Annotated in this window: 22 protein-coding genes and 1 tRNA gene; 22 read left to right on the top strand and 1 reads right to left on the bottom strand. The window is 69.3% G+C overall.

Features of this window, described 5'->3' with window-relative positions:
* The first annotated feature begins 69 nt into the window (after positions 1-69).
* The 19 genes from DOE79_RS20725 (at position 70) to DOE79_RS04535 (ending at position 23,499) form a co-directional block, all read left to right on the top strand.
* Entirely contained in the window at positions 70-2,385 is a 2,316-nt protein-coding gene (locus DOE79_RS20725) for a primosomal protein (protein WP_181445860.1), read from the top strand.
* A complete protein-coding gene (locus DOE79_RS04620; RefSeq protein WP_245977119.1) occupies positions 2,378-3,403 on the top strand; it encodes an HAD-IIA family hydrolase in 1,026 nt (341 codons plus the stop codon). Before DOE79_RS20725 ends, DOE79_RS04620 begins: the two co-directional genes overlap by 8 nt.
* Positions 3,404-3,413: 10 nt before the next feature.
* Complete coding sequence (locus DOE79_RS04615) at positions 3,414-3,677, top strand: hypothetical protein (protein WP_120337486.1); 264 nt, start codon at positions 3,414-3,416, stop codon at positions 3,675-3,677.
* Positions 3,674-4,615 carry a TlyA family RNA methyltransferase gene (locus DOE79_RS04610; protein ID WP_120337485.1) on the top strand — a complete coding sequence of 314 codons (942 nt, stop codon included), beginning with the start codon at positions 3,674-3,676 and terminating at the stop codon, positions 4,613-4,615. The genes DOE79_RS04615 and DOE79_RS04610 overlap by 4 nt, the downstream gene beginning before the upstream one ends.
* A 5-nt stretch (positions 4,616-4,620) precedes the next feature.
* Entirely contained in the window at positions 4,621-5,541 is a 921-nt protein-coding gene (locus DOE79_RS04605; RefSeq protein ID WP_120340163.1) for an NAD kinase, read from the top strand.
* A gap of 9 nt (positions 5,542-5,550) precedes the next feature.
* Positions 5,551-7,272, top strand: a complete 1,722-nt coding sequence (gene recN / locus DOE79_RS04600) for a DNA repair protein RecN (protein ID WP_120337484.1) — start codon at positions 5,551-5,553, stop codon at positions 7,270-7,272.
* 14 nt (positions 7,273-7,286) lie between these two features.
* Positions 7,287-8,978: a CTP synthase gene (locus DOE79_RS04595; RefSeq protein WP_425455681.1), complete on the top strand. Its 1,692-nt coding sequence runs from the start codon at positions 7,287-7,289 to the stop codon at positions 8,976-8,978.
* A 121-nt stretch (positions 8,979-9,099) separates the two neighbouring features.
* On the top strand, positions 9,100-9,675 hold the full coding sequence (locus DOE79_RS04590) for an NUDIX domain-containing protein (protein ID WP_120340161.1): 576 nt from the start codon (positions 9,100-9,102) through the stop codon (positions 9,673-9,675).
* Positions 9,672-10,589, top strand: coding sequence for a site-specific tyrosine recombinase XerD (gene xerD, locus DOE79_RS04585; RefSeq protein WP_245977117.1), 918 nt, complete (start codon positions 9,672-9,674; stop codon positions 10,587-10,589). The genes DOE79_RS04590 and xerD overlap by 4 nt, the downstream gene beginning before the upstream one ends.
* A 56-nt stretch (positions 10,590-10,645) precedes the next feature.
* Positions 10,646-11,887, top strand: coding sequence for a low temperature requirement protein A (locus DOE79_RS04580; protein ID WP_220094284.1), 1,242 nt, complete (start codon positions 10,646-10,648; stop codon positions 11,885-11,887).
* Between the two features lie 263 nt (positions 11,888-12,150).
* Positions 12,151-13,038 (top strand): ParA family protein, encoded by an 888-nt coding sequence (locus tag DOE79_RS04575; RefSeq protein WP_120337483.1) that lies wholly within the window; start codon positions 12,151-12,153, stop codon positions 13,036-13,038.
* 88 nt (positions 13,039-13,126) lie between these two features.
* Positions 13,127-13,915 (top strand): segregation and condensation protein A, encoded by a 789-nt coding sequence (locus tag DOE79_RS04570; protein ID WP_120340158.1) that lies wholly within the window; start codon positions 13,127-13,129, stop codon positions 13,913-13,915.
* Entirely contained in the window at positions 13,905-14,633 is a 729-nt protein-coding gene (gene scpB / locus DOE79_RS04565) for an SMC-Scp complex subunit ScpB (protein ID WP_120337482.1), read from the top strand. The genes DOE79_RS04570 and scpB overlap by 11 nt, the downstream gene beginning before the upstream one ends.
* Positions 14,630-15,448, top strand: a complete 819-nt coding sequence (locus DOE79_RS04560) for a pseudouridine synthase (RefSeq protein WP_120337481.1) — start codon at positions 14,630-14,632, stop codon at positions 15,446-15,448. Before scpB ends, DOE79_RS04560 begins: the two co-directional genes overlap by 4 nt.
* Positions 15,449-15,514: 66 nt before the next feature.
* The gene (locus tag DOE79_RS04555; protein ID WP_245977115.1) at positions 15,515-16,597 is read left to right on the top strand and encodes a prephenate dehydrogenase; all 1,083 of its coding nucleotides are present in this window, start codon (positions 15,515-15,517) and stop codon (positions 16,595-16,597) included.
* 4 nt (positions 16,598-16,601) lie between these two features.
* The gene (gene cmk / locus DOE79_RS04550) at positions 16,602-17,285 is read left to right on the top strand and encodes a (d)CMP kinase (protein WP_120337480.1); all 684 of its coding nucleotides are present in this window, start codon (positions 16,602-16,604) and stop codon (positions 17,283-17,285) included.
* Positions 17,282-18,802: a ribosome biogenesis GTPase Der gene (der, locus tag DOE79_RS04545; protein WP_120337479.1), complete on the top strand. Its 1,521-nt coding sequence runs from the start codon at positions 17,282-17,284 to the stop codon at positions 18,800-18,802. The genes cmk and der overlap by 4 nt, the downstream gene beginning before the upstream one ends.
* Positions 18,803-19,558: 756 nt before the next feature.
* The gene (locus DOE79_RS04540) at positions 19,559-21,889 is read left to right on the top strand and encodes a glycosyltransferase family 2 protein (protein WP_120337478.1); all 2,331 of its coding nucleotides are present in this window, start codon (positions 19,559-19,561) and stop codon (positions 21,887-21,889) included.
* Complete coding sequence (locus DOE79_RS04535) at positions 21,886-23,499, top strand: chitinase (protein ID WP_220094283.1); 1,614 nt, start codon at positions 21,886-21,888, stop codon at positions 23,497-23,499. Before DOE79_RS04540 ends, DOE79_RS04535 begins: the two co-directional genes overlap by 4 nt.
* Positions 23,500-23,613: 114 nt before the next feature.
* On the opposite strand, the gene DOE79_RS04530 is transcribed toward DOE79_RS04535, so the two are convergent.
* On the bottom strand, positions 23,614-24,150 hold the full coding sequence (locus DOE79_RS04530) for a hypothetical protein (protein ID WP_120337477.1): 537 nt from the start codon (positions 24,148-24,150) through the stop codon (positions 23,614-23,616).
* Between the two features lie 395 nt (positions 24,151-24,545).
* On the opposite strand from DOE79_RS04530, the gene DOE79_RS04525 reads away from it, so the two are divergent.
* The 3 genes from DOE79_RS04525 (at position 24,546) to DOE79_RS04515 (ending at position 26,253) form a co-directional block, all read left to right on the top strand.
* Positions 24,546-24,622, top strand: a tRNA-Pro gene (locus tag DOE79_RS04525).
* Between the two features lie 178 nt (positions 24,623-24,800).
* Positions 24,801-25,058, top strand: a complete 258-nt coding sequence (locus tag DOE79_RS04520) for a helix-turn-helix domain-containing protein (RefSeq protein WP_245977114.1) — start codon at positions 24,801-24,803, stop codon at positions 25,056-25,058.
* A gap of 61 nt (positions 25,059-25,119) precedes the next feature.
* Complete coding sequence (locus tag DOE79_RS04515) at positions 25,120-26,253, top strand: tyrosine-type recombinase/integrase (protein ID WP_120337476.1); 1,134 nt, start codon at positions 25,120-25,122, stop codon at positions 26,251-26,253.
* Positions 26,254-26,305: the final 52 nt, after the last annotated feature.

Raw genomic sequence — 26,305 nt, 5'->3', positions numbered from 1 at the left:
GGCCATTTTGCGTTAACGTACGCTGGAGATGCAGTCCGGTACGTAAGCCACACCTACAGGAGATAAACAGTGACCCCCACGGAACGCAACGGCAACGACGCACGCGATAACGGAAGCGGCGATCGTCGAACCGGCGGCTACCAGGGAGGTCGCGGAGGATCCGACCGGCCCCGCCAGGACGGCGCCCGACCGCCATACAAGGGCAACGCCGGCGCCGGCAACGACCGTCCGCAGCGTGACGGGGAACGTCCTCCGTACCGCGGCAACTCCGACCGCCCGCAGCGCGATGGAGAGCGTCCTCCGTACCGCGGCAACTCAGATCGTCCGCAGGGTGGCGACCGTGCGCCGTACCGCGGCAACTCAGATCGTCCGCAGGGTGGCGACCGTGCGCCGTACCGCGGCAACTCCGACCGTCCCCAGGGCGGGGAGCGTGCGCCGTACCGCGGCAACTCGGACCGCCCGGCGTACAACAGCGACCGTCCGGCGCGCGATGGCGATCGTCCGCCGTACCGCGGCAACTCTGACCGTCCGGCCTACAAGGGCAACTCTGACCGCCCGCAGCGCGATGGCGATCGTCCTCCGCACCGCGGCAACTCCGACCGGCCGCAGGGCGGCGAGCGTGCGCCGTACCGGGGCAACTCCGATCGTCCGGCGTACAACAGCGACCGCCCGCAGCGCGATGGCGACCGTCCTCCGTACCGCGGTAACTCTGACCGCCCGCAGCGCGATGGGGATCGTCCTCCGTACCGTGGCAACTCCGACCGTCCGCAGGGCGGGGAGCGTGCACCGTACCGGGGCAACTCCGACCGCCCGGCGTACAACTCGGACCGCCCTGCTTACAAGGGCAACTCCGATCGCCCGCAGCGCGATGGCGATCGTCCTCCGTACCGCGGCAACTCCGACCGCCCGGCGTACAACTCGGACCGCCCTGCTTACAAGGGCAACTCCGACCGTCCGCAGCGCGACGGCGAGCGTCCTCCCTACCGCGGCAACACGGACCGCCCTGCCTACAAGGGCAACTCCGATCGCCCGCAGCGCGATGGCGACCGTCCCGCGTACAACTCCGATCGCCCTGCCTACAAGGGCAACAGCGACCGTCCGCAGCGCGACGGTGACCGTCCCGCGTACAAGGGCAACAGCGACCGCCCGGCATACAAGGGCAACAGTGACCGTCCCCAGCGCGACGGCGACCGTCCCGCGTACAAGGGCAACAGCGACCGCCCGGCATACAAAGGCAACTCCGACCGCCCGCAGCGCGACACCGAGAACAAGCCGTGGCTGAAGGACAGCGCCCGCGGCGGCTCGCCGACCCGCGCCGGTGCGCCCCGCGACGCCGGTAAGAAGCTGTGGACCCGCGACGGCGCTCCGGCCCGTAACGACCGCGACGCCCGCGTCGTGGAAGAGGAGATGACCGAAGAGCAGCGCATGCAGCGCGAGCTGCGTTCGGTGCGTCCCCGTCACGACGACCCGGACCTGCCCGACGACATCACGGCCGACGACCTCGACCGCATCGCGCGCAACGAGCTGAAGACCCTCACCAAGGACAACGCCGAGGCCGTGGGTCGCCACCTGGCCATGGCCGCTCGCGTGATCGACGAAGACCCCGAGCTGGCCCACCGCCACGTGATGAGCGCCGCCCGTCGGGCCGGCCGCATCGCCGTCGTGCGCGAGAGCCTCGCCATCACCGCCTATGCCACCGGCGACTTCGCTCTGGCACTGCGGGAACTGCGCACCTACCGTCGCATCTCCGGCTCCAACGCCCAGCTGCCCCTGATGGTGGACAGCGAACGCGGCGTCGGCCGCCCCGACCGGGCCCTCGAGCTCGGCCGGTCCGTCGACCGCAGCACCCTGCCGGCCGGCGTGCAGGTGGCCCTGGCCATCGCGATGTCGGGCGCCCGCCTCGACCTGGGAGAGACCGAGGCCGCGCTGAGCGAGCTCGAGATCGCCCAGCTCGACCCCAAGACGGCGTTCTCCTACAGCTCCGAGCTGTTCGCCGCCTACGCCGAGGTGCTCGAAGAACTCGGCCGCACCGACGAAGCCGACCTCTGGAACGAACGCGCCTCGCGCGCCGACGCCGCCCTGAACGGTGACGTCGACGAGACCATCGAGATCGTCGAACTCGACGACGAAGAATTCGACGAGGACGAGGACGCGGACGACAGCGACGAGGAGTCCGACGAGGACGAGGCCGACAACGCCGACACTCCCGACGAAGACGAGGCCGACAACGCCGACACTCCCGACGAACTCGAAACCGCCGATCTGACCATCACCGACACCGAGGACATTGCCGCACCCGATGACGAATCAACCGACGAGTCCGAGTCAGCGACCGACCACGCCGAGGGCGTGGACGAAGATCCTGAGACGACGCCCGTTGACTGAGCCGGCCACGCCCCTGGCCGGCATCGACGTGGTGCTGGCAGACCTGGACGGCGTGGTCTACGCCGGACCCAACGCCATCCCGTTCGCGGTCGACAGCCTCAACCAGGCCGCCGAGAGCATCCGGGTGGGCTACATCACCAACAACGCCTCGCGCACGGATGCCTCCGTCGCCGGCCACCTCACCGACCTCGGTCTCCAGGTGGCCCCGTCCGACGTCGTCACCTCGCCCCAGGCGGCCATGCGGCTGCTCGTGGAGCAGGTACCGGCCGGCTCCCGCATCCTGGTCGTGGGCGGCGACGGGCTCGTCGACGAACTGCAGAAGCACGGTTTCGAGGTGACCCGGTCCGCCGAGGATTCCCCGGCCGCCGTGGTGCAGGGGTTCGCGCCCGACGTGGGCTGGACCCAGCTGGCCGAAGCCTGCTTCGCGTTGAACGCCGGCGTCACCCCCGACGGTGACTACTCAGGCATCCCGTGGATCGCCACGAACACCGACTGGACCATCCCGCAGGCACGGGGCATCGCTCCGGGCAACGGCACCCTGGTGTCCGCGGTGCACACCGCCGTCGGACGCCTGCCCCTCGTGGCCGGCAAGCCCGAGACGCCGATCTTCTTCGAGGCCATCAAACGCTTCGAGGCGACCGCGCCGCTGTTCATCGGCGACCGGCTCGACACCGACATCCTCGGCGCCAACCGGGCCGGAATCCCGGCCGTGCTGGTGCTCACGGGCATCGACAAGGCCAAGCAGGCCCTGGCCGCCGGCCCGGAGGAACGCCCCACGTTCATCCTCGAGGACCTGCGCCAGCTGCACGAGCCCTACCCGGTGACCGTGTTCTCCAAGGACAAGTCCCAGGCCACCGTCGACGGCGCATCCGTGCGCATCCACGGTGCCGACGTGGAGATCATGGCCGTCGGTGACGACGGAATCAACCTGCTGCGCGCGGCGTGCGCCGTGATCTGGGCGTCCGGCCGACCGATCTACGGGCTCAACGTTCCGGAGAGTCTCTATCTCGGACGGTAGCCTAGGAGGCGTGAGTGCAGACGGAGTAGACCAGGCACGACCGCCGGCCGGACCGACCCCGGGCCGCCCGGGGCCGCGCCCCACTTCGGCTGCCCCAGCCACCGGACCCGCCGACGTACCGGCCCCGCCCGTTCTGGACGGTGACCTCGACGCCCGCCTCGCGGCCGTCGAGGCGTTGCCGCTCGCGGAGCGGGCCGCGGCATATTCCGAGCTGCACGACAGTCTGCGCGACCACCTCGAAGGTGGAGACGTGCCCCGATCGAAGGCCGAATGACTACGCACAACCCGACCGCGCCAGACCCCGACCTGGGGACCGACTCCGAGCAGACTCCGGCACCGCAGCGGCCGGCCCCCCAACCCACCAGCGTGCCCATCCACACTCCGGCCCCCGTCAGTGAACCGGTGGCGCCCACGGGGGAGCAGCGCCTGGATTCGGCCCTGTTCGACCGCGGCCTGGTGCGATCGCGCACCGTGGCCGCCCGGCTCATCGCCGAGGGACTTGTGACCGTGGACGGCAGCCCCGTCGTCAAGGCGTCCGCCAAGGTGCGCGACAGCCAGGTGATCGCCGTCGCCCCCACCGACCACTACGTCAGCCGCGGCGCGCACAAACTCGTCGCCGCTCTTGACGCCTTCGAACTGCCCGTCGCCGGCCGCACCGCAATGGATGCCGGCGCCTCCACCGGCGGCTTCAGCCAGGTGCTCCTCGAACGCGGCGTCGGCCGGATCATCGCCGTCGACGTGGGCCACGGCCAGCTGTCGCCCACCATCAAGGCCGACCCCCGGGTCACCCTCGTGGAGGGCTTCAACCTGCGCTACGCCACCGCGGAGACCATCGCGGGCGCGTCCGGCATCACCGACCGGCCCGACCTCGTCGTGGGCGACCTCTCGTTCATCTCGCTCACCACGGTGCTGCCCGCCCTTGTGGCCACCGCCGCCGAGGGCGCCGATTTTGTGCTGCTGATCAAGCCGCAATTCGAGGTCGGGCGCGGCGGTATCCGTGAGGGTGTCGTGCACAACCCGGGCCTGCGCGCCGACGCCGTCTCCGGCGTGCTCTGGGCCGGCTGGGATCTCGGCCTGGGCATCAACGGCCTCATCGCGTCGCCGATCGCGGGAGCTGCGGGCAACCACGAGTATCTCGTGTGGATGCGAACCGGAACCGGCAGCAATCCGACAGAATGGATCGATCGGATAACCGTCCTGGTGGGAGCGTGACGAGCATGACCGCAACGCCCAGGCACATCCTCGTCGTGGCCCACACCGGCCGGCAGGATTCGTTGGAAGCCGCCGCGACGGTGTGCGAGCAACTCATCGCCGCCGGCGCCGTGCCCGTGCTGGCCGCCGAGGAGCGCAACGACCTGCTGGCCTCCTGCCCGCAACTCAACGGCAGCACCGCCGTGCTCGGCGAGACCGTGCAGGCCACCGACCTGGAGCTCGTCATTGTGCTCGGCGGCGACGGCACCATCCTGCGCGCCGCCGAGATCGTGCGCGGCTGCTCCGCCCCGCTGCTCGGCATCAACCTGGGCCACGTGGGCTTCCTCGCCGAAAGCGAACGTGACGACCTCGGCGAAGCCGTTCGCCGCGCCCTGCTGCGCGACTACCTCGTCGAAGAGCGGATGACCCTGTCGGTGCGGGTGAAGGTGGACCACGAGGTGGTCTACGAAACCTGGGCGCTCAACGAGGCCACCGTGGAGAAGGCCAGCCGGCAACGGATGATCGAGGTCATCATCGAGGTCGACGGCCGTCCGCTCTCCGCCTTCGGCTGCGACGGAGTGGTGCTGTCCACCCCCACGGGGTCCACCGCCTACTCGTTCTCCGCCGGCGGCCCCATCGTGTGGCCGAGCCTGGACGCCCTGCTGCTCGTGCCGCTCAGCGCACACGCCCTGTTCGCCCGCCCGCTGGTCGTGGGGCCCGATTCCTCGCTGGCGGTGGAGGTGCTGGCGCGCGGCGACAGCTCGGCCGTGCTCTGCGCCGACGGCCGGAGGGTCTCCGACCTGCCGCCGGGCGCCCGCGTGATCGTGCGTCGCTCCCCGGTGCCGGTGCGCCTGGCCCGGCTGCACAGCGGTCCGTTCACCGACCGGCTCGTGAACAAGTTCGATCTGCCGATCACGGGCTGGCGCGGCCCGGTCGGACGTGAGTGAGGCCTGGCCATGATCGAAGAACTCGTCATCCGCGACCTCGGCGTGATCAAAGAGGCCACCCTGCCGCTCGGACCCGGCTTCACGGCCATCACGGGGGAGACTGGCGCGGGTAAGACCATGGTCGTGACCGCGCTCGGCCTGCTGCTCGGCGAACGCGCCGACCCGGGCACCGTGCGCGCCGGCCAGTCGCAGAGCTGGGTGGAAGGCCGCTGGCTGGTCGACCCGGCCGGCCCCGTGGCCCAGCGGGTGCACGACGCCGGGGGAGACCTCGACGGCCCCGAACTGCTGCTCAGCCGCTCGGTGTCTGCGGAAGGACGCAGCCGCGCCGTCGTGGGCGGCCGCAGCGCCCCGGCCGGCGTGCTCGGCGACCTCGGCAGCGACCTCGTCGTGGTGCACGGTCAGTCCGACCAGGTGCGCCTGCGCTCCACCTCCGCCCAGCGCGGCGCCCTCGACAGGTTCGCCGGCGCCGAACTCGCGGATGCCCTCACCGCCTTCCAGCACGCCTACCACCGCTGGCACGCCAACCAGGCCGAACTCGACCTGCTCATCGCCGAACAGGACCGCCGCGCCCGCGAAGCCGAGGACCTGCGGCTGGCCATCGCCGAGATCGAACTCGCCGCCCCGCAACGCGGCGAGGACGACGAACTCAGCGCCCGGGCCGAACGGCTCGGCAACCTCGAGGAACTGCGCCTCGCCGCCGCCTCGTCACGCGAGCTGCTCTCCGCCGAGGACTCCAGCGACGACACCCCCGACGTGGTGGCCCTGCTCGACTCCGCCCGCCGACAGCTCGAACGCGCCGCCGAGCACGACCCCACCCTGCCGCCACTGGCCGAGGCCCTCGCCAACGCCGGGTTCGCCGTCGCCGACATCGCCGGGCAGCTCTCCAGCTACCTCGCCGGCCTCGACGCCGACGGTGCCCGGGAGCTCGAGGTGGTGCAGGAGCGCCGCGCCGAGCTGAGCGCCCTGTCGCGCAAGTTCGCCGGCGGCCTCGACGAGGCCATCGACTTCCTCGACACCGGCAGCAGCCGCCTGCTCGAACTCGACAGCGACTCCGACCGCATCGAGACCCTCCAGGCGGACACCACCGCCGACCGCGACCTCGTGCAGCGCCTCGCCGAGACGCTCACGGGCATCCGCACCACCGCGGCCGCCGCGCTCGGCGCCGCCGTGACCCGCGAACTGGCCGCCCTGGCCATGCCCGACGCCCGCCTGGTGGTGGAGATCGAACCGCTCGACGAGGTCTCGGTGACCGGCCTGGACCTCGTGCGGATCATGCTGCAGCCGCACGCAGGGGCCGAGCCGCGGGCGTTGGCGCGCGGCGCATCCGGTGGCGAACTCTCACGTGTGATGCTGGCGATCGAAGTGGTCATCAACGCCACCGACCCGGTGCCCACCTTCGTCTTCGACGAGGTCGACGCCGGAGTGGGCGGTGCGGCCGCCATCGAGATCGGCCGGCGACTGGCCCGGCTCGCCGAAACCGCGCAGGTGATCGTGGTCACCCACCTCGCCCAGGTCGCCGCGTTCGCCGGCAACCACCTCAGCGTCGTGAAAGACAGCAACGGCTCCGTCACCGCCAGCAGCGTGCGCCAGCTCACCGGCGACGACCGGGCCGCCGAGATGGCGCGTCTGCTCTCCGGACTGCCCGACTCCGCCAGCGGCCTCGAGCACGCCCGCGAGCTCATCGAACTTGCCCATACAACCAGCTCCAACGGAGAGGCCCACACTAGGTGATAGGATCGAAGCCCGTGGTGAACAATATAAACGCGGACAAATCAGACGACATTACAAAGCACATTTTTGTGACCGGTGGTGTCGTTTCTTCATTGGGTAAAGGCCTGACGGCGGCAAGCCTCGGCAACCTGCTCACTGCTCGCGGACTACGCGTTGTGATGCAGAAGCTCGACCCCTACCTCAACGTCGATCCTGGAACGATGAACCCGTTCCAGCACGGCGAAGTCTTCGTCACCGACGACGGCTCCGAAACCGACCTCGACATCGGCCACTACGAGCGCTTCCTCGACATCAACCTCACCCAGGCGGCCAACGTGACCACCGGTCAGGTGTACTCGCAGGTCATCGCCCGCGAACGCCGCGGCGAGTACCTCGGCGACACCGTGCAGGTCATCCCGCACATCACCGACGAGATCAAGCGACGGATGCGGCTGCAGGCCAGCGACGAGCCCCGCCCCGACGTGATCATCACGGAGGTCGGCGGCACCGTCGGCGACATCGAGTCGCAGCCGTTCATCGAGGCCGCACGTCAGGTGCGCCACGAGCTCGGCCGTAAGAACGTCTTCTTCGTGCACGTCTCCCTGGTGCCGTTCATGGCCGCCTCCGGTGAGCAGAAGACCAAGCCCACCCAGCACTCCGTCGCCGCGCTCCGCTCCCTCGGCATCCAGCCGGATGCGCTGGTGCTCCGCAGCGACCGGCCCGTCTCCGAGTCGAACAAGCGCAAGATCGCGCTCATGTGCGACGTGGACGAAGACGCCGTCGTGAACTGCAAAGACGTGCCCAGCATCTACGAGATCCCCGCCGTGCTGCACGAGCAGGGTCTGGACAAGTACATCACCGACGCGCTCGGCCTGCCGGTCAAGGACGTGGACTGGACCGCCTGGCAGCGGGTGCTCGACGCCGTGCGCGAGCCCAAGCACGAGGTCACCATCGGCCTGGTCGGCAAGTACATCGACCTGCCCGACGCCTACCTCTCGGTGACCGAGGCGCTGCGCGCCGGTGGCTTCGCCCAGCAGACCAAGGTGAAGATCGAGTGGATCGCCTCCGACACCTGCGAGACCCCCGAGGGCGCCGCCGCGATGCTCAGCGAGCTCGACGGCATCTGCGTCCCCGGCGGCTTCGGTGTGCGCGGCATCGAGGGTAAGCTCGGCGCCCTCAAGTTCGCCCGTGAGAACGCCATCCCCGTGCTCGGCCTCTGCCTCGGCCTGCAGTGCATGGTCATCGAGTACGCCCGCAACAAGGCCGGCCTCGAGGGCGCCTCCTCCAGCGAGTTCGACCCGGAGACCGAGTTCCCGGTGATCGCGACCATGGAAGAGCAGGTCGAGATCATCGCCGGCGGCGACCTGGGCGGCACCATGCGCCTGGGCCTGTACCCGGCCACCCTGGCCGACGGTTCGCTCGTCGCCGAACTGTACGGCGCCTCCGAGGCATCCGAACGTCACCGCCACCGCTACGAGGTGAACAACAACTACCGCGCTCAGATCGCCGAGGCCGGCCTGTGGTTCTCCGGCACCTCGCCCGACGGCCACCTCGTCGAGTACGTGGAGCTGCCCCGCGCCGAGCACCCGTTCTACGTGGGCACCCAGGCTCACCCCGAGCTGCGCTCACGCCCGAGCGACGCCCACCCGCTGTTCCGCGGCCTGATCGGTGCGGCGCTGGACCGCCAGCAGGCCAGCCGCCTGTTCGAGGTGAAGGAAGATGCCTGATCCCGCTCTCGCTGACGCGGCAGCAGTGAACCCGCTCGGTGCTCGCGCCGACGCGGACAGCCTGCTGCCGCCGATCGAGGACGAGCCGGCGCCGACGCCGCTGAACTCCAGCGCACTGCGCATGGAGGGCTACGTCTGGAACGTGCGCCAGGACGCCTTCGACTACAACGGCACCGAGATCGTGCGCGACTACATCGATCACCCCGGCGCCGTGGCCGTGCTCGCTCTCGACGACCAGGACCGGGTCCTGCTGATCCAGCAGTACCGGCACCCGATCCGGATGCGCGAGTGGGAACTGCCCGCCGGGCTGCTCGACGTGGACGGCGAACACGCCTACATCGGCGCGCAGCGTGAACTGGCCGAGGAAACCGACGTCGTCGCATCCGAGTGGAACGTGCTGACCGAGTTCTACACGTCCCCGGGCGGCAGCAACGAGGTCATCCGCATCTACCTGGCCCGCGGCCTGTCGCCGGCCACCGAGGTGTTCGAACGCACCGAGGAAGAAGCCGACATGATCACCCGCTGGGTGTCACTGGACGACTGCATCGACGCGATCCTCGCCCGCAAGGTGCAGAACCCGTCGCTGGTCGTCGGGGTGCTGGCCGCTGCGGCCTCCCGCGCGCGCGGCTGGGCGAGCCTGGGCCCGGCGGACCTGCCGTGGCCGCGGCATCCGTCGAACTGGGACCACACGGTGTGACCGGCCCCGTGTTCGTCGAGGAGGCCGTGCACTCGTATCTGCGGCATGTCTCGATTGAACGCGGGCTCTCGGCCAACACGGTCGCCGCGTATCGCCGCGACCTGGTCATCTACGCCGGCTGGCTGACGGATGCCGGTGTCACCGACCTCGGCGCCGTCACCGCCGTGCAGGTGAGCGCGTTCGTGCAGTTCCTGGGCGGGCGGGCCGAGTCGCCGCTGACGGCGTCGTCGGTGGCGCGGATCCTCTCCACCGTGCGCGGGTTCCACAGGTTCCTGCTCGAGGAATCCCTCGTGGACGCGGACGTCGCGCACGAGACGAAACCGCCCAAACTGGGCCTCAGACTGCCCAAGGCCATCTCGATCGAGCAAGTCAACCAGCTGCTGGCCGCCACCGACGGAGACGAGCTGCCGCAGTTGCGCGACAAGGCGCTGCTGGAGCTGCTCTACGCCACCGGGGCGCGGGTGTCGGAGGTGGTCAACCTCAACGTCGACGACGTGCTCGAGGAAGACGTGGTGCGCCTCACCGGCAAGGGCAACAAGCAGCGCATCGTGCCGGTGGGCAGCTTCGCCCGCACCGCGATCGACGCATACCTGGTGCGGGCCCGGCCGGTGCTGTCCGCTCGCGGCAAAGCCACCCCGGCGCTGTTCCTCGGGGTGCGCGGGCACCGGGTGAGCCGGCAGAACGCGTGGCTCATCATCCGCGCCGCCGCCGAACGGGCCGAGCTGGGCATCGAGGTGTCGCCGCACACGCTGCGGCACTCCTTCGCCACCCACCTGCTCTCCGGCGGCGCCGACGTGCGCGTGGTGCAGGAACTGCTCGGCCACTCGTCGGTGGCCACCACCCAGATCTACACGCTCGTCACCATCGACACCCTCCGCGACATGTACACCACCGCCCACCCCCGAGCCCGCTGACGGCCTGTTCAGCGGAATGGGTGCGTTCCGCAGGCCGCATCCCTGACAATGGGGGAGTGACCCGCACCTCCCCGCCCCCGCCGGCAGCGACGCCGGCCGGCCGCTTCGGCATCCGTCGCAACCTGCTGCGCCCCGACGACTCGGAGGCCGCCGACCGCGTCACCTACGTGGAGCTGTTCTTCGACCTGATCTTCGTCTTCGCGCTCACCCAGCTCTCCCGCTACCTCTACGAGAACCAGTCCTGGGAGGGTGCTCTCGAGTCGGCGATGCTCGTGCTCGCCCTGTGGTGGCTCTGGGTGTACACGACCTGGGTGACCAACTGGCTCGACCCGGCCAAGCTGCCCGTGCGCGGCGTGGTGCTGGGCCTGTCGCTCGTGGGTTTTGTGGTGAGCGTCTCGATCTACGAGTCGTTCGGTGACCGCGGCATCGTCTTCGCGCTCGCGTACACGGTGCTGCAACTGGGCCGCACCGCCTTCATGCTGTTCGCCGTGGCCCGGCATGACCCGGAGCTGCGCCGCACCTTCGTGCGGATCCTCGCCTGGCTGGCCCTGTCCAGCGTGTTCTGGATCGTCGGCGCGCTGCTGCCGCTGCAATATAGGTTGCCGCTCTGGCTGATCGCGCTGGCCATCGAGTACCTCTCCGCCGGGCTGGGCTTCCGGGTGCCCGGACTCGGCGCCTCCGGTGTCGACCAGTGGGACCTCTCCGGCGGGCACATCGCCGAGCGCAGTGCCCTGTTCGTGATCATCGCCCTGGGCGAATCACTGCTCGTCACCGGGTTCGCGTTCGTCGACAAGGAATCGTCGGCGGAGAGCATCCTGGGCATGCTGCTCGCGTTCGGCGCCAGTGTGGCCATGTGGTGGCTGTACTTCGACCACAGCGAACGCGCCGGCGCCAAGGCCATCGCCGCCGCGGCCGAGCCGGGCCGCATCGCCCGGCTGGCCTACACCTACGTGCACGCGGTGATCATCGCCGGCATCGTGCTCACCTCGGTCGCCGACAAGGAGGTGCTCTCGCACCCGCACGCCGGCATGACCCTGTCGACCGCCGTGGTGCTGGTGGGCGGTCCGCTGCTCTATGTGGCGGGGATGCTGCTGTTCCGGCTGGTCGTGGCGCGCGAGCTGCTCGTGTCGTACCTGGTGGGGATCGGGGCGTTGCTGGTGGCGTTCGCGGCCGCGTTTGTGTTTGCGCTCAACCCGCTGCAGCTGGGCGCGGTGACCACCGCGGTGCTCGTGATCGTGGCCGGCTGGGAGACCGTGGTGCGGGTACGCGCCGGCACCGACGACAAGAAGGCCGGCTGACCGGACCTGCGCGTGTGTCGGGCCCCATCGCTGGTCGAGCCCGTCGAGACCTCGTGACGTGCCTCGAGACCGGCGCACGGGGTCTCGGCAAGCTCGACCAGCGCAACGGTTGCGTTCCGCAGACCGGCTCACCTGGTCTCGGCGGGCTCGACCGTCGCGCGAACGGCAGCGAGTAGCGGCACACCGGGTATCTTGGCGGGGGCGGGCGTGGCGGCTCGGTAGAATCGACCAAGTGAATTGCATGACGGATCGAGGACAGCCCAGTGGCGCGTAAGACGGATAGCCGGACGCAGCTTCCCGGACTCGAGGAACTCCCCACCGGCGCAACCGGGCGACCGGTGCAGGTGTTCGAAGAACCTGCCCCGCTGAAGAGCCACGGGCCGGCGCGCATCGTGTCGCTGTGCAACCAGAAGGGCGGCGTCGGCAAGACGACGACCACCATCAACCTGGGCGCGGCGCTGGCCGGCTACGGCCGCCGGGTGCTCGCCATCGACTTCGACCCGCAGGGCGCCCTGTCGGCCGGTCTCGGCGTGCCCACCCACGACGTCACCACCATCTACGACCTGCTCCTGAGCGGCTCCAAGGACCCGCACGAGGCCATCCAGCACACCGCTGTCGAGGGCCTGGACATCATCCCGGCCAACATCGACCTTTCCGCCGCGGAGGTGCACCTGGTCAACGAGGTCGCCCGCGAGCAGATCCTCGCCCGGGTGCTTCGCAAGGTCTCCAACGACTACGACGTGATCCTCATCGACTGCCAGCCGTCGCTGGGCATCCTCACGGTCAACGCGCTCACCGCCAGCCACGGGGTGCTCATCCCGCTCGAGTGCGAGTTCTTCGCCCTGCGCGGCGTTGCCCTGCTCATCGAGACCATCGACAAGGTGCGCGACCGGCTCAACCCGGCCATCGAACTCGACGGCATCCTGGCCACCATGTACGACGCCCGCACGCTGCACTCGCGTGAGGTGCTGGAGCGGGTCGTCGACGCGTTCGGCGACCGGGTGCTCGACACCGTCATCGGGCGCACCGTCAAATTCCCGGATGCCAGTGTCGCGGGGGTGCCGATCACAGAGTTCGCTCCGGAGCACGCCGCCGCCAAGGCCTACAAGCAGGCGGCGCGGGAACTGATCCAGCGTGGCGCGGTCGCCTAAGCGGCTCTCGGCCGTTCCGGCCACCGCCGCGGCGACAGCCTCGGCCGCCTCCGGCACGGCCGGCACGCTGGTCGACGGCGGCAACGGGATGCCCACGCCCGGCTTCTCCGTGGCGCTGCAGAACTTCGAGGGCCCGTTCGACCTGCTGCTCTCGCTGATCGGCAAGCACGAACTCGACATCACCGAGATTTCGCTGAGCCGGGTCACCGACGAGTTCATCGCCTACCTGCGCGGCCTCGACGCGGCCGAGGAGCTCGACCAGGCCACCGAGTTCCTCGTGGTGGCGGCCACCCTGCTCGACCTCAAGCTGGTGGGCCTGCTGCCCCAGGGTGAGCTGGTGGATGCCGAGGACGTGGCGCTGCTCGAGGCCCGCGACCTGCTCTTCGCCCGGCTGCTGCAGTACCGCGCGTTCAAGACGGCGTCGGCGTGGTTCCTCGAGAACCTCGAACACGAGGCCACCCGGCACGTGCGCTCGGTGCGGCTCGAAGAGAAGTACCGCACGACGACTCCGGAGCTGGTCTGGACGCTCTCGCTCGCCGATTTCGGCGCGCTGGCCGCGCTGGCCCTCACGCCGCGCGAGCTGCCCACTGTGGGGCTGGAGCATCTGCACGCGCCGCTGGTGAGCATCCGGGAGCAGGCGGCGATCGTCGTGGCGATGCTGCGCGCGAATCAGACCCTCACGTTCCGGGAGCTGATCGTGGACTGCGCGCAGAAGGGGCAGGTCATCGCCCGGTTTCTCGCCGTGCTCGAGCTGTACCGGCACGGCGCCCTCACCTACGACCAGCTGGAACCGCTCGGGGAGCTCAGTCTGCACTGGGATGCCGACGGCTGGTCGGACGACAACCTCGCGAATCTCGGAGCCGACTATGACGCCTGATGCCAGCACTGCCGCGGTCGAGACATCGGCTCACGGGGTCCCGACAAGCTCGACCAGCGACGGGGGCGTGTCCGAGGGGTCGGCTCGCGGGGTCTCGACAGGATCGACCAGCGCAGGAGGCTCGGCGGGTGAGACGGGCGCGACCGGCGACGGGGGAGCGGGCGAGGCGCAGCCGATCGAGCGGCGGCTCGAGGCGATTCTGATGGTGGCGGATGAGCCGCAGAGCCTGGTGCACCTGGCCAGCGCGGTCGGGCGTCCGCTCGTCGAGGTGCGCGAGGCCATCCTGCGGCTCGTCGCCGACTTCGACGGCGTCGACGGCACCGTGCGCCGCGGCTTCGAACTGCGCGAGGTGGCCGGCGGCTGGCGCATCTACGTGCGCGCCGAACACGACCCCGTCGTAGCCGACTTCGTGCTCACCCAGAACCCCAGCCGGCTCTCCCAGGCCGCCCTGGAGACCCTCGCCGTGATCGCCTACAAGCAACCGATCAGCCGCGGCGCGGTAGCCTCGATCAGGGCCGTTAACGTCGACTCGGTGGTGCGCACCCTCCTGGGGCGCGGATTGATCACCGAAGCCTTCACCGATAGCGAGACCGGCGCGATCAATTACGCCACCACCGACCTGCTGCTCGTGCAGCTGGGAATCAACTCGCTCGACGAGTTGCCACTAATTTCGCCGTTGCTCGCCGACGGTGCGAACGGATTCGAGGATCTACCATGACCGACCACAACGACGGCTACACCGACACCAGCAGCACCAACCCGGACTTCGCGACGAACCCCGAGGCCGCCGCCGACGGCATCCGCCTGCAGAAGGTGCTCTCCGCCGCCGGCGTCGCCTCCCGCCGGGTCAGCGAAGAGATGATCAGCTCCGGCCGCGTGCGGGTCAACGGCAAGGTCGTCACCGAGCTCGGCCGCCGCGTGCACCCCGAGACCGACAAAATCGCCGTGGACAACGTGGCCGTGCAGCTGGACACCAGCCGCCGCTACGTGATGCTCAACAAGCCCGTCGGCGTGGTCTCCTCCATGCAGGACGAGAGCGGCCGCCCGGACCTCCGCCAGTTCACCGAGGGCTACGAGGAACGCCTGTTCAACGTGGGCCGCCTCGACGCCGCCACCAGCGGCCTGCTCATCCTCACCAACGACGGTGACCTCGCCCACGTGCTCGCGCACCCCTCCTTCGGCGTCGCCAAGACCTACATCGCCAAGGTCGAAGGCCGCGTCTCCGCGCAGACCATCGGCAAGCTGCAGAGCGGCATCGAGCTCGAGGACGGCCCCATCGCCGCCGACAAGGCCCGCATCCTCACCAGCCCTCCCGGCGACGGCTTCACCCTCGTCGAGCTCACCCTGCACTCCGGCCGCAACCGCATCGTGCGACGGATGATGGACGCCGTCGGCCACCCCGTCGTGGACCTGGTGCGCCGTCAGTTCGGCCCGCTGCAGCTGGGCACCCTCCGGGCCGGCGCCGTGCGAGACCTCACTAAGGTGGAACTCGGTCAGCTGCTCACGGTGTCCCGCGCCGAAGTGCAGAAGTAGGGCGCAGAAGTAGCCCCCGCAGCATCCGTTTCACCCCCTGTCAACCGCGCAAGTTTGGAGCCGAACGTGGTCGAGTCTCGCCTGATCGGGCCGGTGCGAGTCGTCGGCGCCGGGCTCCTGGGAACCAGCATCGGCCTGGGCCTCACCGCCCGCGGCCTCGACGTGATCCTCGCCGACGCGTCGCCGACCAACCTGTCGCTGGCCATCGACTACGGCGCCGGCCGCGCCGCCGCTGCCGGCGACGCCCCGCAGCTCATCGTCGTGTGCGTGCCGCCGGACGTGACGGCCGACATCGTCGCCCGCGAACTCGAAGCGTTCCCCGACGCGATCGTGACGGATGTGGCCAGCGTCAAGCTGGCCCCGCTCACCGAGCTGCGCGAACGCGGCGCCGACGTCTCCCGGTACATCGGCTCGCACCCGCTGGCCGGCCGCGAACGCGGCGGACCCCTCGCCGGCCGCGCCGACCTGTTCATCGGCCGCCCCTGGGTGGTCGCCGCGCACGACGCGATCAGCTACCAGCGCGCCACCGCCATCGACGACCTGATCCTCGACCTCGGCGCCACCCTGGTGGAGATGAGCCCGGAGGACCACGACAACGCCGTCGCCCTGGTCTCTCACGTGCCCCAGGTGGTGTCCACCCTGATGGCGCGCCGGCTCACCGACGCGCCCGGCTCCGCGCTCAACCTCGCCGGCGGGGGAGTGCGCGACGTCACCCGGGTCGCCGCGAGCGACCCCGAACTGTGGGTACAGATCCTCGGCGCCAACCCCGCCCCGGTGCGGCAGATCCTGCTGGCCCTCCGTGACGACCTGGACCGGTTCATCGACGCCCTCGCCGACCCCGCCGCCCCCGGCGCCCGCCGGCAGGTGGCCGAGGAGATCGCCGGCGGCAACGCCGGCGTGGCCCGGCTGCCCGGCAAACACGGTCAGGACCGCCGCTACTCCGTCATCACCGTGATGGTCGACGACACCCCCGGCCAGCTCGCCCGTCTCTTCAACGAGATCGGCGAGGTGGGCGTCAACCTCGAGGACCTGCGCCTCGAGCACTCCCCGGGAGCCCAGATCGGGCTCGCCGAGATCAGCATCCTCCCCGAGGCGGTCAGCCGCCTCACCACTGAGCTGGCCGCCCGCGGCTGGCGGATTGTCGGTTAGACGTTTGAGCAAGCACTCCTACCCCCTGTTCGTCGCGATTGACGGGCCCGCCGGCAGCGGCAAGTCCAGCGTGAGCCGTGCCGTGGCCCGCAAGCTCGGCTACGGTTACCTCGACACCGGTGCGGCCTACCGGGCCCTCGCCTGGCACGTGCTGGCGCAGAACATCGACGCGCAAGACGCGGATGCCGTCGCCGGCGCCCTCGACACCTTCGACTACACGATCGGCACCGAACCGGATGCCTACTTCGTGCGGGTGGGTCAGACCGACGTCACCGACGCCATCCGGGAGCCGCAGATCTCGGCCGTGGTCAGCGCCATCGCCCGGGTCCCCGCGGTGCGCACGCACCTCACCGAGCTGTTCCGCACGATCGCCCGGGCCGTTCCGCAGCCCGGTGTGGTGGTCGAAGGCCGCGACATCACCACCGTCGTGGCACCGGAAGCTGAGGTGCGCATTCTACTCACAGCGACCGAAGAGGCTAGAATGGCTAGGCGCTCTGCGGAAATATCAACCCAATCGGCCCACACCGTGGCGGAACAGTTGCGATCGAGGGATCGCGCCGACTCCCAGGTAGTGGAATTCATGAGCGCCGCAGACGGTGTGACCACCGTCGACTCCACCCATCTCGACTTCGACCAGACCATTGACGCGGTTGTAGAGGTCATCAATACCGCGAGGAACTCGCAATGACTAATCAATTCGACGACACGACGATCCCCGAGCTCGACCCGGAAATCGCATCGCGCCTGACCGACCTCGACGAGGACGACGCACTCATCTCGCAGCGCGCCACCGCGCTGCGCACCGGTCTGAACGAGTACGACCTCGACGACGAGGACTTCGACGTTCTCGACCACGTCTCCGACGACCCCGACGCCATCACGTACCTGCCGGCCCTGCCGGTCATCGCGATCGTCGGCCGCCCCAACGTGGGCAAGTCCGCGCTCGTGAACCGCATCCTCGGCCGCCGCGAGGCCGTCGTGGAGGACACCCCCGGCGTGACCCGTGACCGGGTCACCTACAAGGGCGAATGGCACGAACGCCGCTTCAGCCTCGTCGACACCGGCGGCTGGGAGCCCGACGCCAAGGGCATCGACGCGTCCGTCGCCATGCAGGCCGAACTGGCCATCGAGCTGTGCGACGTCGTCATGTTCGTCGTCGACTCCAACGTGGGCCCCACCTCCACCGACGAGGCCGTCGTCAAGCTGCTCCGCCGCAGCGGCAAGCCCGTCTTCCTCATCGCCAACAAGGTCGACGACATCCGCCAGGAGCCCGAAGCGGCCAGCCTCTGGGCGCTCGGCCTCGGCCAGCCCTGGCCGGTCTCCGCGCTGCACGGCCGCGGTGTGGCCGACCTGCTCGACGCGATCCTCGAAGAGCTCCCCGAGATCTCCAACGTCGCCAAGCAGGAAGTCGGCGGACCGCGTCGCGTCGCGATCCTGGGCCGCCCGAACGTGGGCAAGTCCAGCCTGCTGAACAAGGTCGTCGGCGAAGAGCGCGTTGTCGTCAACTCGCTGGCCGGCACCACCCGCGACCCTGTCGACGAGCAGGTCGAGCTCGGCGGCAAGGTCTGGCGCTTCGTCGACACCGCCGGCATCCGCCGTCGCGTGCACCTGTCCCAGGGCGCCGACTTCTACGCATCGCTGCGCACAAGCGCCGCGCTGGAGAAGGCCGAAGTGGCCGTCGTGCTCATCGACGTCACCGAGGTCATCAGCGAGCAGGACGTGCGCGTCATCGACCTGGTGCTCGAATCCGGCCGTGCCCTGGTTCTCGCCTTCAACAAGTGGGACCAGATCGACGACGACCGCCGCCGCTACCTCGAGCGGGAGATCGAGCAGGACCTGGCCCACGTGGCCTGGGCCCCGCGCGTGAACATCTCCGCCAAGACCGGCCGTCACATGGAGAAGCTGGTTCCGGCCCTCGAGCTCGCGCTCGAGTCGTGGGACACCCGCGTCGCCACCGGCAAGTTCAACGCGTTCCTCGCCGAGCTGGCCGCGGAGCACCCGCACCCCGTGCGCAGCGGCAAGCAGCCGCGCATCCTGTTCGGCACCCAGGCTTCCAGCCGCCCGCCGACCTTCGTGATCTTCACCACCGGGTTCCTCGACCCGGGCTACCGCCGGTTCATCCAGCGTCGCCTGCGCGAGGTCTACGGCTTCGCCGGCAGCCCGATCAACATCAGCATGCGCGTGCGCGAGAAGCGCAAGCGCTAAGCGCAGAGCGCTGCTGAAGAACCGCACGCCGCCACCTTCGGGTGACGGCGTGCGGTTCTTTTTTTGTGTGCCGGATGCGCCGCCCGGCACCCTCCTGACCCCCCGTTTAAGGCGCACAGCCCTAGTGGACGGCTCGCCAGCGGCGCGCCAAAACAGGTGGTTTCAGCGCAAGGTTTGCGCAAGATTGCCGCAAGACCCCCGCAAGCCGGACGCAAGAGCGCCCGGGTTCCGCGCGCGGATGCCAGTGCTGGCGCGGAAGTGGGCGGGCACCCGGCCCAGACCCCATCCGGGGAGCCCCCGGGGGAGGGGTCTTCTGTCGCCGCCGAGATTGTTCTAGGTTTTGAATGTCGGCAGAGTCCACCCGGCTCCACCGACCACCGCACGCCAACGGGCCCAACCCGGCCCGTGATCCACACCGAAGTGCACCACCCGACGTGCTCCACTCCTTTCGGGCTCCGGCCCGGTTCAACCCGCAGCACCCAGCATCCGCATCACCGGCCGGGCCCCGAAGCCCGGTCACCCACCGGGCCCCGAAGCCCGCGCGTCAGATTGCCGTCGCACCACCCGAAGGGTGCGCTTCTCCCTCCCGCAGTTCCCCAGCCCCCCGCTTCCTAGAGCGGCACTGGGTGCACCACGAAGCCTTCCGACATTTCCGCGTCCCCCGCATTTCGTTGCTACCTGGTCTCTCCGAGAACCCGAAACTCTCGACCGTCGATCCAACGAGATCCCTGGCCCTACCCCAAGGATGTAATTACTGTGCCTACGAAGTCCCTAGCTTCGCCTGCCCGCAAACGCCAGCTCGGTGCCGAACGCAGCACTCAGCCGCTCCCCACCGTGCACGAGATCCCCAGCGATTCCAAGATCACCTGGGGCCGGCTGGCCATCATCGCCACCGTCGTGGCCTGGTTCGGTTACGTCATCTACACGATCCTCCGCCAGTTCCTCAACAACGGTACCGAGAGCTTCCGGTTCACCACCGAAGCCGTCTCGTACTGGGTCGTGGTGAGCTTCCTCACCTTCTCCGCGCTGATGTACCTCATCGCCCGGCAGGGCGCGCTGCAACGCTTCCGCGACCACGTGCGGGTGCCCCGCGCCGAGCTGGACAGCCACTTCGCCACCCACCACGGCTCGCTCACGGTGCTGGTGCCCTCCTACAGCGAGGAGCCCGGCGTGGTGCGCGGCACCCTGTGGTCGGCGGCGTTGCAGGAGTACCCCGACCTGCGCATCGTGCTGCTGCTGGATGACCCGCCCCACCCCACCGACCCGGCCGTGGCCGCGCAGCTGCAGGTCTCCCGCAGCATCGCCCGCGACATCGAACGGGCCCTGGCCGAACCCAAGGCCCGGTTCACCGAAGAGCTGCTCATCTGCGAGCTGGAACTGGCCGGCAACGACCAGCCCACCGAACGGGCCGTGCAGCGCCTGGCCGACAACTACCAGTGGGCCGCCCGTTGGCTGCAGGCGATGGCCTCCTCCGAGACCATCGACGACCACGTCGACACCTTCTTCGTCGAGCAGGTGCTCGGCGGTCTCGCCGCCGAACTCTCCCTCACCGGAGCCGCGCTGGCCGCCGCCGCGAAGGAGGGCACCGCCCCCGCCGCCGCCCGGATGCTCGAGCTGCACCGCCGGCTGCTCTGGACGTTCTCCGCCGAGCTGGACACCTTCGAACGCAAACTGTTCTCGTCGCTCTCGCACGAGGCCAACAAGGCCATGAACCTCAACGCCTACATCGGCCTGATGGGTCGCCGGTTCCAGCGCGAAGACGGACCCGACGGCACCATCCTCCGCCCGGTCGAGGACGACGCCCCCGCCGACTACGTGGTGCGCGACTCCGAGTACCTGCTCACCCTCGACGCCGACTCGCTGCTGCTGCGCGACTACTGCCTGCGCCTGGTCTACTTCCTCGAGCAGCCCGACAACGCCCGCGTTGCCGTCACCCAGACGCCGTACTCCTCGTTCCGCGGCGCCCCCACCCGCATCGAACGCCTCGCCGGCGCCACCACCGACATCCAGCACATTCTGCACCAGGGCATGTCGTACTACGGCGCCACCTTCTGGGTGGGCGCCAACGCGGTGATCCGCAAGGTGGCCCTCGAAGACATCGTCGAGGTCGAGACCGTGGGCGGCTTCGAGGTGCGCCGCTACGTGCAGGACCGCACCGTGATCGAGGACACCGAGTCCAGCATCGACCTGGGCACGCACGGCTGGTCGCTGGTGAACTACCCCGAACGCCTCTCCTACAGCGCCACCCCGCCCGACTTCGGTTCGCTCATCGTGCAACGCCGCCGCTGGGCCAACGGTGGTCTGCTCATCCTGCCCAAGCTGTGGCGCCAGATGCGCGAACGCCGCCGTCAGGGCCACCCGATCAGCCTGATCGAACTGGCGCTGCGGGTGAACTACATGACCAGCATCGCCTGGGCCAGCTTCGGCCTGATCTTCCTGCTCGCCTACCCGTACGACAGCCGGCTGCTCAGCCCGGTCGTGGTGCTCGCCGCCCTGCCGTACTTCCTGGCCATGGGCAGCGACCTGCGCTACTGCGGGTACAAGTTCAGCGACATCTTCCGCATCTACGGGTTCAACCTCATCCTGCTGCCGGTGAACCTCGCCGGGGTGCTCAAGTCGCTGCAGCAGGCCGTGACCAGCAAGAAGATCCCGTTCGCCCGCACCCCCAAGGTGCGCAACCGCACGGCCGCCCCGCTCCTGTTCGTGGTGGTGCCGTTCCTCATCGTCGCCTTCTCCGCCCTCACCCTGTGGCGGGATGTCTCCAACGAGAACTGGGGCAACGCCGCGTTCGCCGGGTTCAACGCCCTGCTCGCCAGCACCGCGATCCTCACCTACATCGGCATCTGGAACTCGATCGTGGACGTCTGGCTGGGCCTGACCCAGTGGATGTTCATCGAACGGGCCCCGCGCCGCAAGGGCGCCCAGGTGGCCCTGCCGCAACCGGCTGAGCCCACCCTGGACTGGCGGGCCGTGATCTACCACGGTCACGTCGTGGGCGAACTGCCCAGCGACGTGGAACTGGTCACCGGACCGTTCGTCAAGCCCGTCGTCTCCAAGCGCGCCGCCAAGCAGGGCGTGCTCCGGTGACCGCCGTGAACCCGGGCGCGATGGCGCCCGTGACGACCGGCGCGCCCGGCAAGTCCGACCGGCCCCGCCGTCGCCTCTCCGTGGTGCGGGTGTTCCTGGGCATCGTGCTCGTCGTGGCGCTCTCCACCGGCGGCTACCTCGGCTGGCAGTGGTGGGGGTCGGCGCAGGCCGCCGAGGCCTACGACCCCTGGTTCGCCGGGTATGTCGACGTGACGGCCACCCCCACCTACGACTTCGAGGCCACGGCCGACCTGGCCGGCAACGACGTGGTGCTCTCCTTCATCGTCGCCGCCACCGACGACGCCTGCGCGCCCAGCTGGGGCACCCACTTCAGCCTCGACGAGGCGTCGGACGAGCTCGACCTCGACCGCCGCCTGGCCCGGGTGAAGCAGCTCGGCGGCCAGATCGTCGTCTCGTTCGGCGGGCTGCTCAACACCGAGCTGGGCACCGGCTGCACCGACAAGAAGGCGCTCATCGCCGCGTACGCCGCCGTGCTGGACCGGTACGACGTGACCACCATCGACCTCGACCTCGAGGGCGCCAACCTCACCGATTCGGCCGCGGCGACCCGCCGGGCCACCGCGATCGCCGAACTGCAGGCAGACCGGCGTGCGGCGGGGGAGGACCTCGCCGTGTGGCTGACCCTGCCCGTGGCCACCGGCGGGCTCACCGAAGACGGCACCAACGCCGTCTCGGCGATGCTCGACGCCCAGGTGGACCTGGCCGGGGTGAACCTGATGACCATGGACTTCGGCAGCAGCAAGGACGCCGACGAGACCATGGCGGAGGCCGCCATCCGCGGGGTCACCGCCGCGCACCGGCAGATCGGCACCCTGTACAGCCGGGCTGGCACCGAGCTGACGGATGCCACGGTGTGGCAGAAGATCGGCATCACGCCGATGGTGGGCCAGAACGACGTGGCGGGGGAGATCTTCGGCCTCGACGACGCGAAGGCGCTCAACACCTTCGCCCAGGAGCAGAAGGTGGGCCGGATGTCCCTCTGGTCGCTCAACCGGGACACCACCTGCGGGTCCAACTACGCCGACGTCAAACGGGTCTCGGACTCCTGCAGCGGCATCGACCAGGGCGACGAGAAGTTCGTGGCGCTGCTGGGCGACGGCTTCACCGGCCGCCCGGTTGCCGCTGCCGCGGCGGTCACCACCGACGAGGCCGACGAGATCGACTCGATTGAAGACGACCCGGCCACCAGCCCGTACGCGATCTGGGCGGCGGAGGCCTCCTACCTCGAGGGCACCAAGGTGGTCTGGCACAAGAACGTCTACCAGACCAAGTGGTGGACCCGCGGTGACCTGCCCGACAACCCCGTGCTCAACGAATGGGAGACGCCGTGGGTGCTGATCGGCCCGGTGCTGCCGGGGGAGACCCCCATCCCCAAGCCCACCCTGCCCGCGGGCACCTACCCCGAATGGCAAGGCACCGCCGTGTACGAGAAGAACGACATGATCCTCTTCGACGGCGTGCCCTACGAGAGCAAGTGGTGGAACCAGGGCGAGAGCCCGGATGCCGCCGCCGCGAACCCCGACGGCTCGCCGTGGGCGCCGCTCTCCGACGCCGAGGTCAAGACCCTCCTCGACGCCCTTCCAAAGTAGACAGGTTTTTGGGCGGCGAGGCCCAAACATAGATATGCCCGGGGTGGTGGTTAGGGCACCATCCCGGGCATTCCCCATCCGCACCGAAGCGCGTGGTGAGGGTGAGCTTAGCGTCTAGCGCGTGGCGTTGGGCTCTTCGCCCGACGGGGCGTCGGTCGGGGCGTCACCGGCCGGAGCGGCGGCCACCTCATCGGCGGGCACGGACGGTGCCGGCGTGAGGTCGGCGGGAGCGTCAGTGGCGCTGGCCGTGACGGTGCCGGTCTCGGCGGCGCGGGCCTTGACCGGGGCGGTCTCCTCGGCGTCGAAGTCGGTGTCGTCGTCGAAGTCGAAGTCGGGCTCGTCGTGCGCGGCATCAACCGGTGCAGCGGTGGCGGCGCTCTTGGTGATCGCCCGGCTCACCACGAGGGCAGCGAGGGTGATGATGAAGCCGATCACGCCGGCGGCGAGCAGGTTGGCGCCCAGGTTGCTGCCCGACTGAGCGGTGAAGTACGCCACGTAGTCGGAGGACTGCGAGGTGTAGAACTCGGCCTGGGTGGCGTTGGAGGAAGTGAGGATCAGATACCCCGCCACGGTCACAACCAGGTCGACCAGCCACAGCACCGCCAGGACGAGGTTGAACTTGGACAGGGGACGTGAGCTGTTCTGGGACATATCTTCCTTCGATTGATGAGCGGCCGGTGACGACCTCGCGTCACGCTACGCACCGTTCCTATGGACAACCTATGTACCACCAGGGAATCCCCCCACCCCGGCCTGTGTCCCCGCTTCGTTGGCCGAGCTTGTCGAGACCCCGCAACCTTTCGAACCCAACGCCCCCACACGTCGGTCGAGCCAGTCGAGACCCCGCCACCCTTCGACACCCAACGCCGCCACCCGCTGATCCAGCTTGTCGAGATCCGGAACCCCGTCTCCGGTAGACACTAAAACCCTCTCCACCAATGTCAACCTCCCCCCAACCCCCAAAAGTGAACGCAACCCCTCTCCCGACGCGGTAAGCTAGTCCAGTTGTCTCCGGTAGATCCCCTCGGGAATCCACCGGAACACGGCGGGCTGTAGCGCAGCTTGGTAGCGCACCTGACTGGGGGTCAGGGGGTCGCAGGTTCAAATCCTGTCAGCCCGACCAAATGTCCCGGAAACTCAAGGGTTTCCGGGACTTTTTTGGTTAAGAGATTTGATGTTCCCATCACTACCCCATCACTTTCAGCCCCTTTCCGCCGCTTTTTCGGCCCTGCCGTGCGGGGCGCTGAGGTCGGTTTCGGTCCTTCCCGATCGTCCGGGATTCTCGTGCGCACCTTCTGGGTATGAGCATTCACAACGAGAACCCAACCTCTGTTCCCACCGACGACTGGGGCTTGGAGCCCCTGATGGACGTTGCCGAGCTGGCCGCCTACCTGGGCATCCCGATCTCCACCGTCTACGACTGGCGGGTGCACGGCAAAGGCCCCACCGCCTACCGGTTCGGCAAGCACCTCAAGTTCGCCATCTCCGACGTGCGGGCCTGGATTGCCCAACAGCGGGACCCCTCCTCCAGCGCGGCGAGGCGCACCGATCGGCGGTGAGCTGAGATGCCCCGGCAGCGATTGACCCATCGGCACCTTCGGCGACATCAGCACCCGCCAGATGCCGAACGGACGCTACGAGGCACGAACTCGCTACCGGGACTGGGACGGCCACGCACGCCTGGTGCAAGGCACCGGCGGCACGGCCAAAGCCGCCGAACGGGCACTGAAGGCCAAGCTCGCCGACCGGGACCTGTTCCAGCCTGCTGACACGAGCTTGTCGCCGGACAGCTTGTTCCGCGACCTGGTGGTCTACTGGTTGGAGGACATCGACCTGGAGGATCGAATCTCCCGGACCACCCGCAACCTGTACGAGCGCAACATGCGCACTCTCGTCTCACCGGCCTTCGATCACCTGGCGCTGCGGGAGATCGGTGTGGCCCGGTGCGACAAGTTCATCAAGCAGCTCGCGAAGATCTCCTACAACCGCGCCAAACAGGCCCGGGTGGTGCTGCGGCTGGCGCTGGAGTTGGCGGTGCGGCACGAGGTCCTGCCGCGGAACCCCATGGACCACGTCGCTCGGCTGCACCGCGAGCCGCACGTCCCGGCCGCGCTCATGGCCCCCGAGGTCAATGTGATCCGCGCGGCGATCGCCCAGTGGGAAAGCGCCGTCAACCACACCTCCGGCCCCAAGCCCGACGGCCAGCTCGGCGCCATCATCGAGGTCATGCTCGGCACCTCAGCCCGGATCGGCGAAGTCCTCGCCATCCGCCGCCGGGACGTCGACATCACCAGCCCCGTGCCGTCCATCCGCCTGGCCGGCACCATCGTCAGCCGCAAGGGCGAGCAGACCTTCCGGCAGGACCACCCCAAAACCGCCAAGTCCACTCGCGTTGTCGCTATTCCCACGTTCACCGCCGACGCGGTCCGCCGGCGGCTCGCCAAAGTCGGCAGCATGGGCCTGGATGACCTGCTCTTCCAATCCCGAGACGGCACGCCGCTGACCACGGGGAACGTGCGCAGACAGTTGCGCCAGGTGCTCGAGGGAGCCGGCATCAACGGGGTAACCCCGCACATGTTCCGCCGCACCGTCGCCACCGCCGTTAACAACAACGCCAGCATCGAACTCGCCGCCGAACTGCTCGGCCATACGGACACGAGGGTCACGGTCATGCACTACGTCCAACGCAGCGAACTCGTGAACCCGGCCACCGCCGCGCTCCTCGACCGCGCGTTCGCGAAACATGAAGACTGAACGCGGTGCCGCCGCGGTGGTGGCACCGTCTAGTGTGAACACACTTCACTCC

The sequence above is a fragment of the Cryobacterium soli genome (assembly GCF_003611035.1).
Taxonomy (GTDB): Bacteria; Actinomycetota; Actinomycetes; order Actinomycetales; family Microbacteriaceae; genus Cryobacterium; species Cryobacterium soli.
Note: the sequence above shows the minus strand (reverse complement) of the source record. Positions and strands in the feature narration are given on the sequence as shown.

Excerpts from the sequence above, each read along its gene's own strand:
- DOE79_RS04530 (WP_120337477.1), bottom strand. The coding sequence starts at position 24,150 with ATGTCCCAGAACAGCTCACGTCCCCTGTCCAAGTTCAACCTCGTCCTG.
- DOE79_RS04560 (WP_120337481.1), top strand. The coding sequence starts at position 14,630 with ATGACCGACCACAACGACGGCTACACCGACACCAGCAGCACCAACCCG.
- der (WP_120337479.1), top strand. The coding sequence starts at position 17,282 with ATGACTAATCAATTCGACGACACGACGATCCCCGAGCTCGACCCGGAA.
- scpB (WP_120337482.1), top strand. The coding sequence starts at position 13,905 with ATGACGCCTGATGCCAGCACTGCCGCGGTCGAGACATCGGCTCACGGG.
- DOE79_RS04610 (WP_120337485.1), top strand. The coding sequence starts at position 3,674 with ATGACTACGCACAACCCGACCGCGCCAGACCCCGACCTGGGGACCGAC.
- DOE79_RS04520 (WP_245977114.1), top strand. The coding sequence starts at position 24,801 with ATGAGCATTCACAACGAGAACCCAACCTCTGTTCCCACCGACGACTGG.
- recN (WP_120337484.1), top strand. The coding sequence starts at position 5,551 with ATGATCGAAGAACTCGTCATCCGCGACCTCGGCGTGATCAAAGAGGCC.
- DOE79_RS04590 (WP_120340161.1), top strand. The coding sequence starts at position 9,100 with ATGGAGGGCTACGTCTGGAACGTGCGCCAGGACGCCTTCGACTACAAC.
- DOE79_RS04605 (WP_120340163.1), top strand. The coding sequence starts at position 4,621 with ATGACCGCAACGCCCAGGCACATCCTCGTCGTGGCCCACACCGGCCGG.
- DOE79_RS04515 (WP_120337476.1), top strand. The coding sequence starts at position 25,120 with ATGCCGAACGGACGCTACGAGGCACGAACTCGCTACCGGGACTGGGAC.
- DOE79_RS04570 (WP_120340158.1), top strand. The coding sequence starts at position 13,127 with ATGCCCACGCCCGGCTTCTCCGTGGCGCTGCAGAACTTCGAGGGCCCG.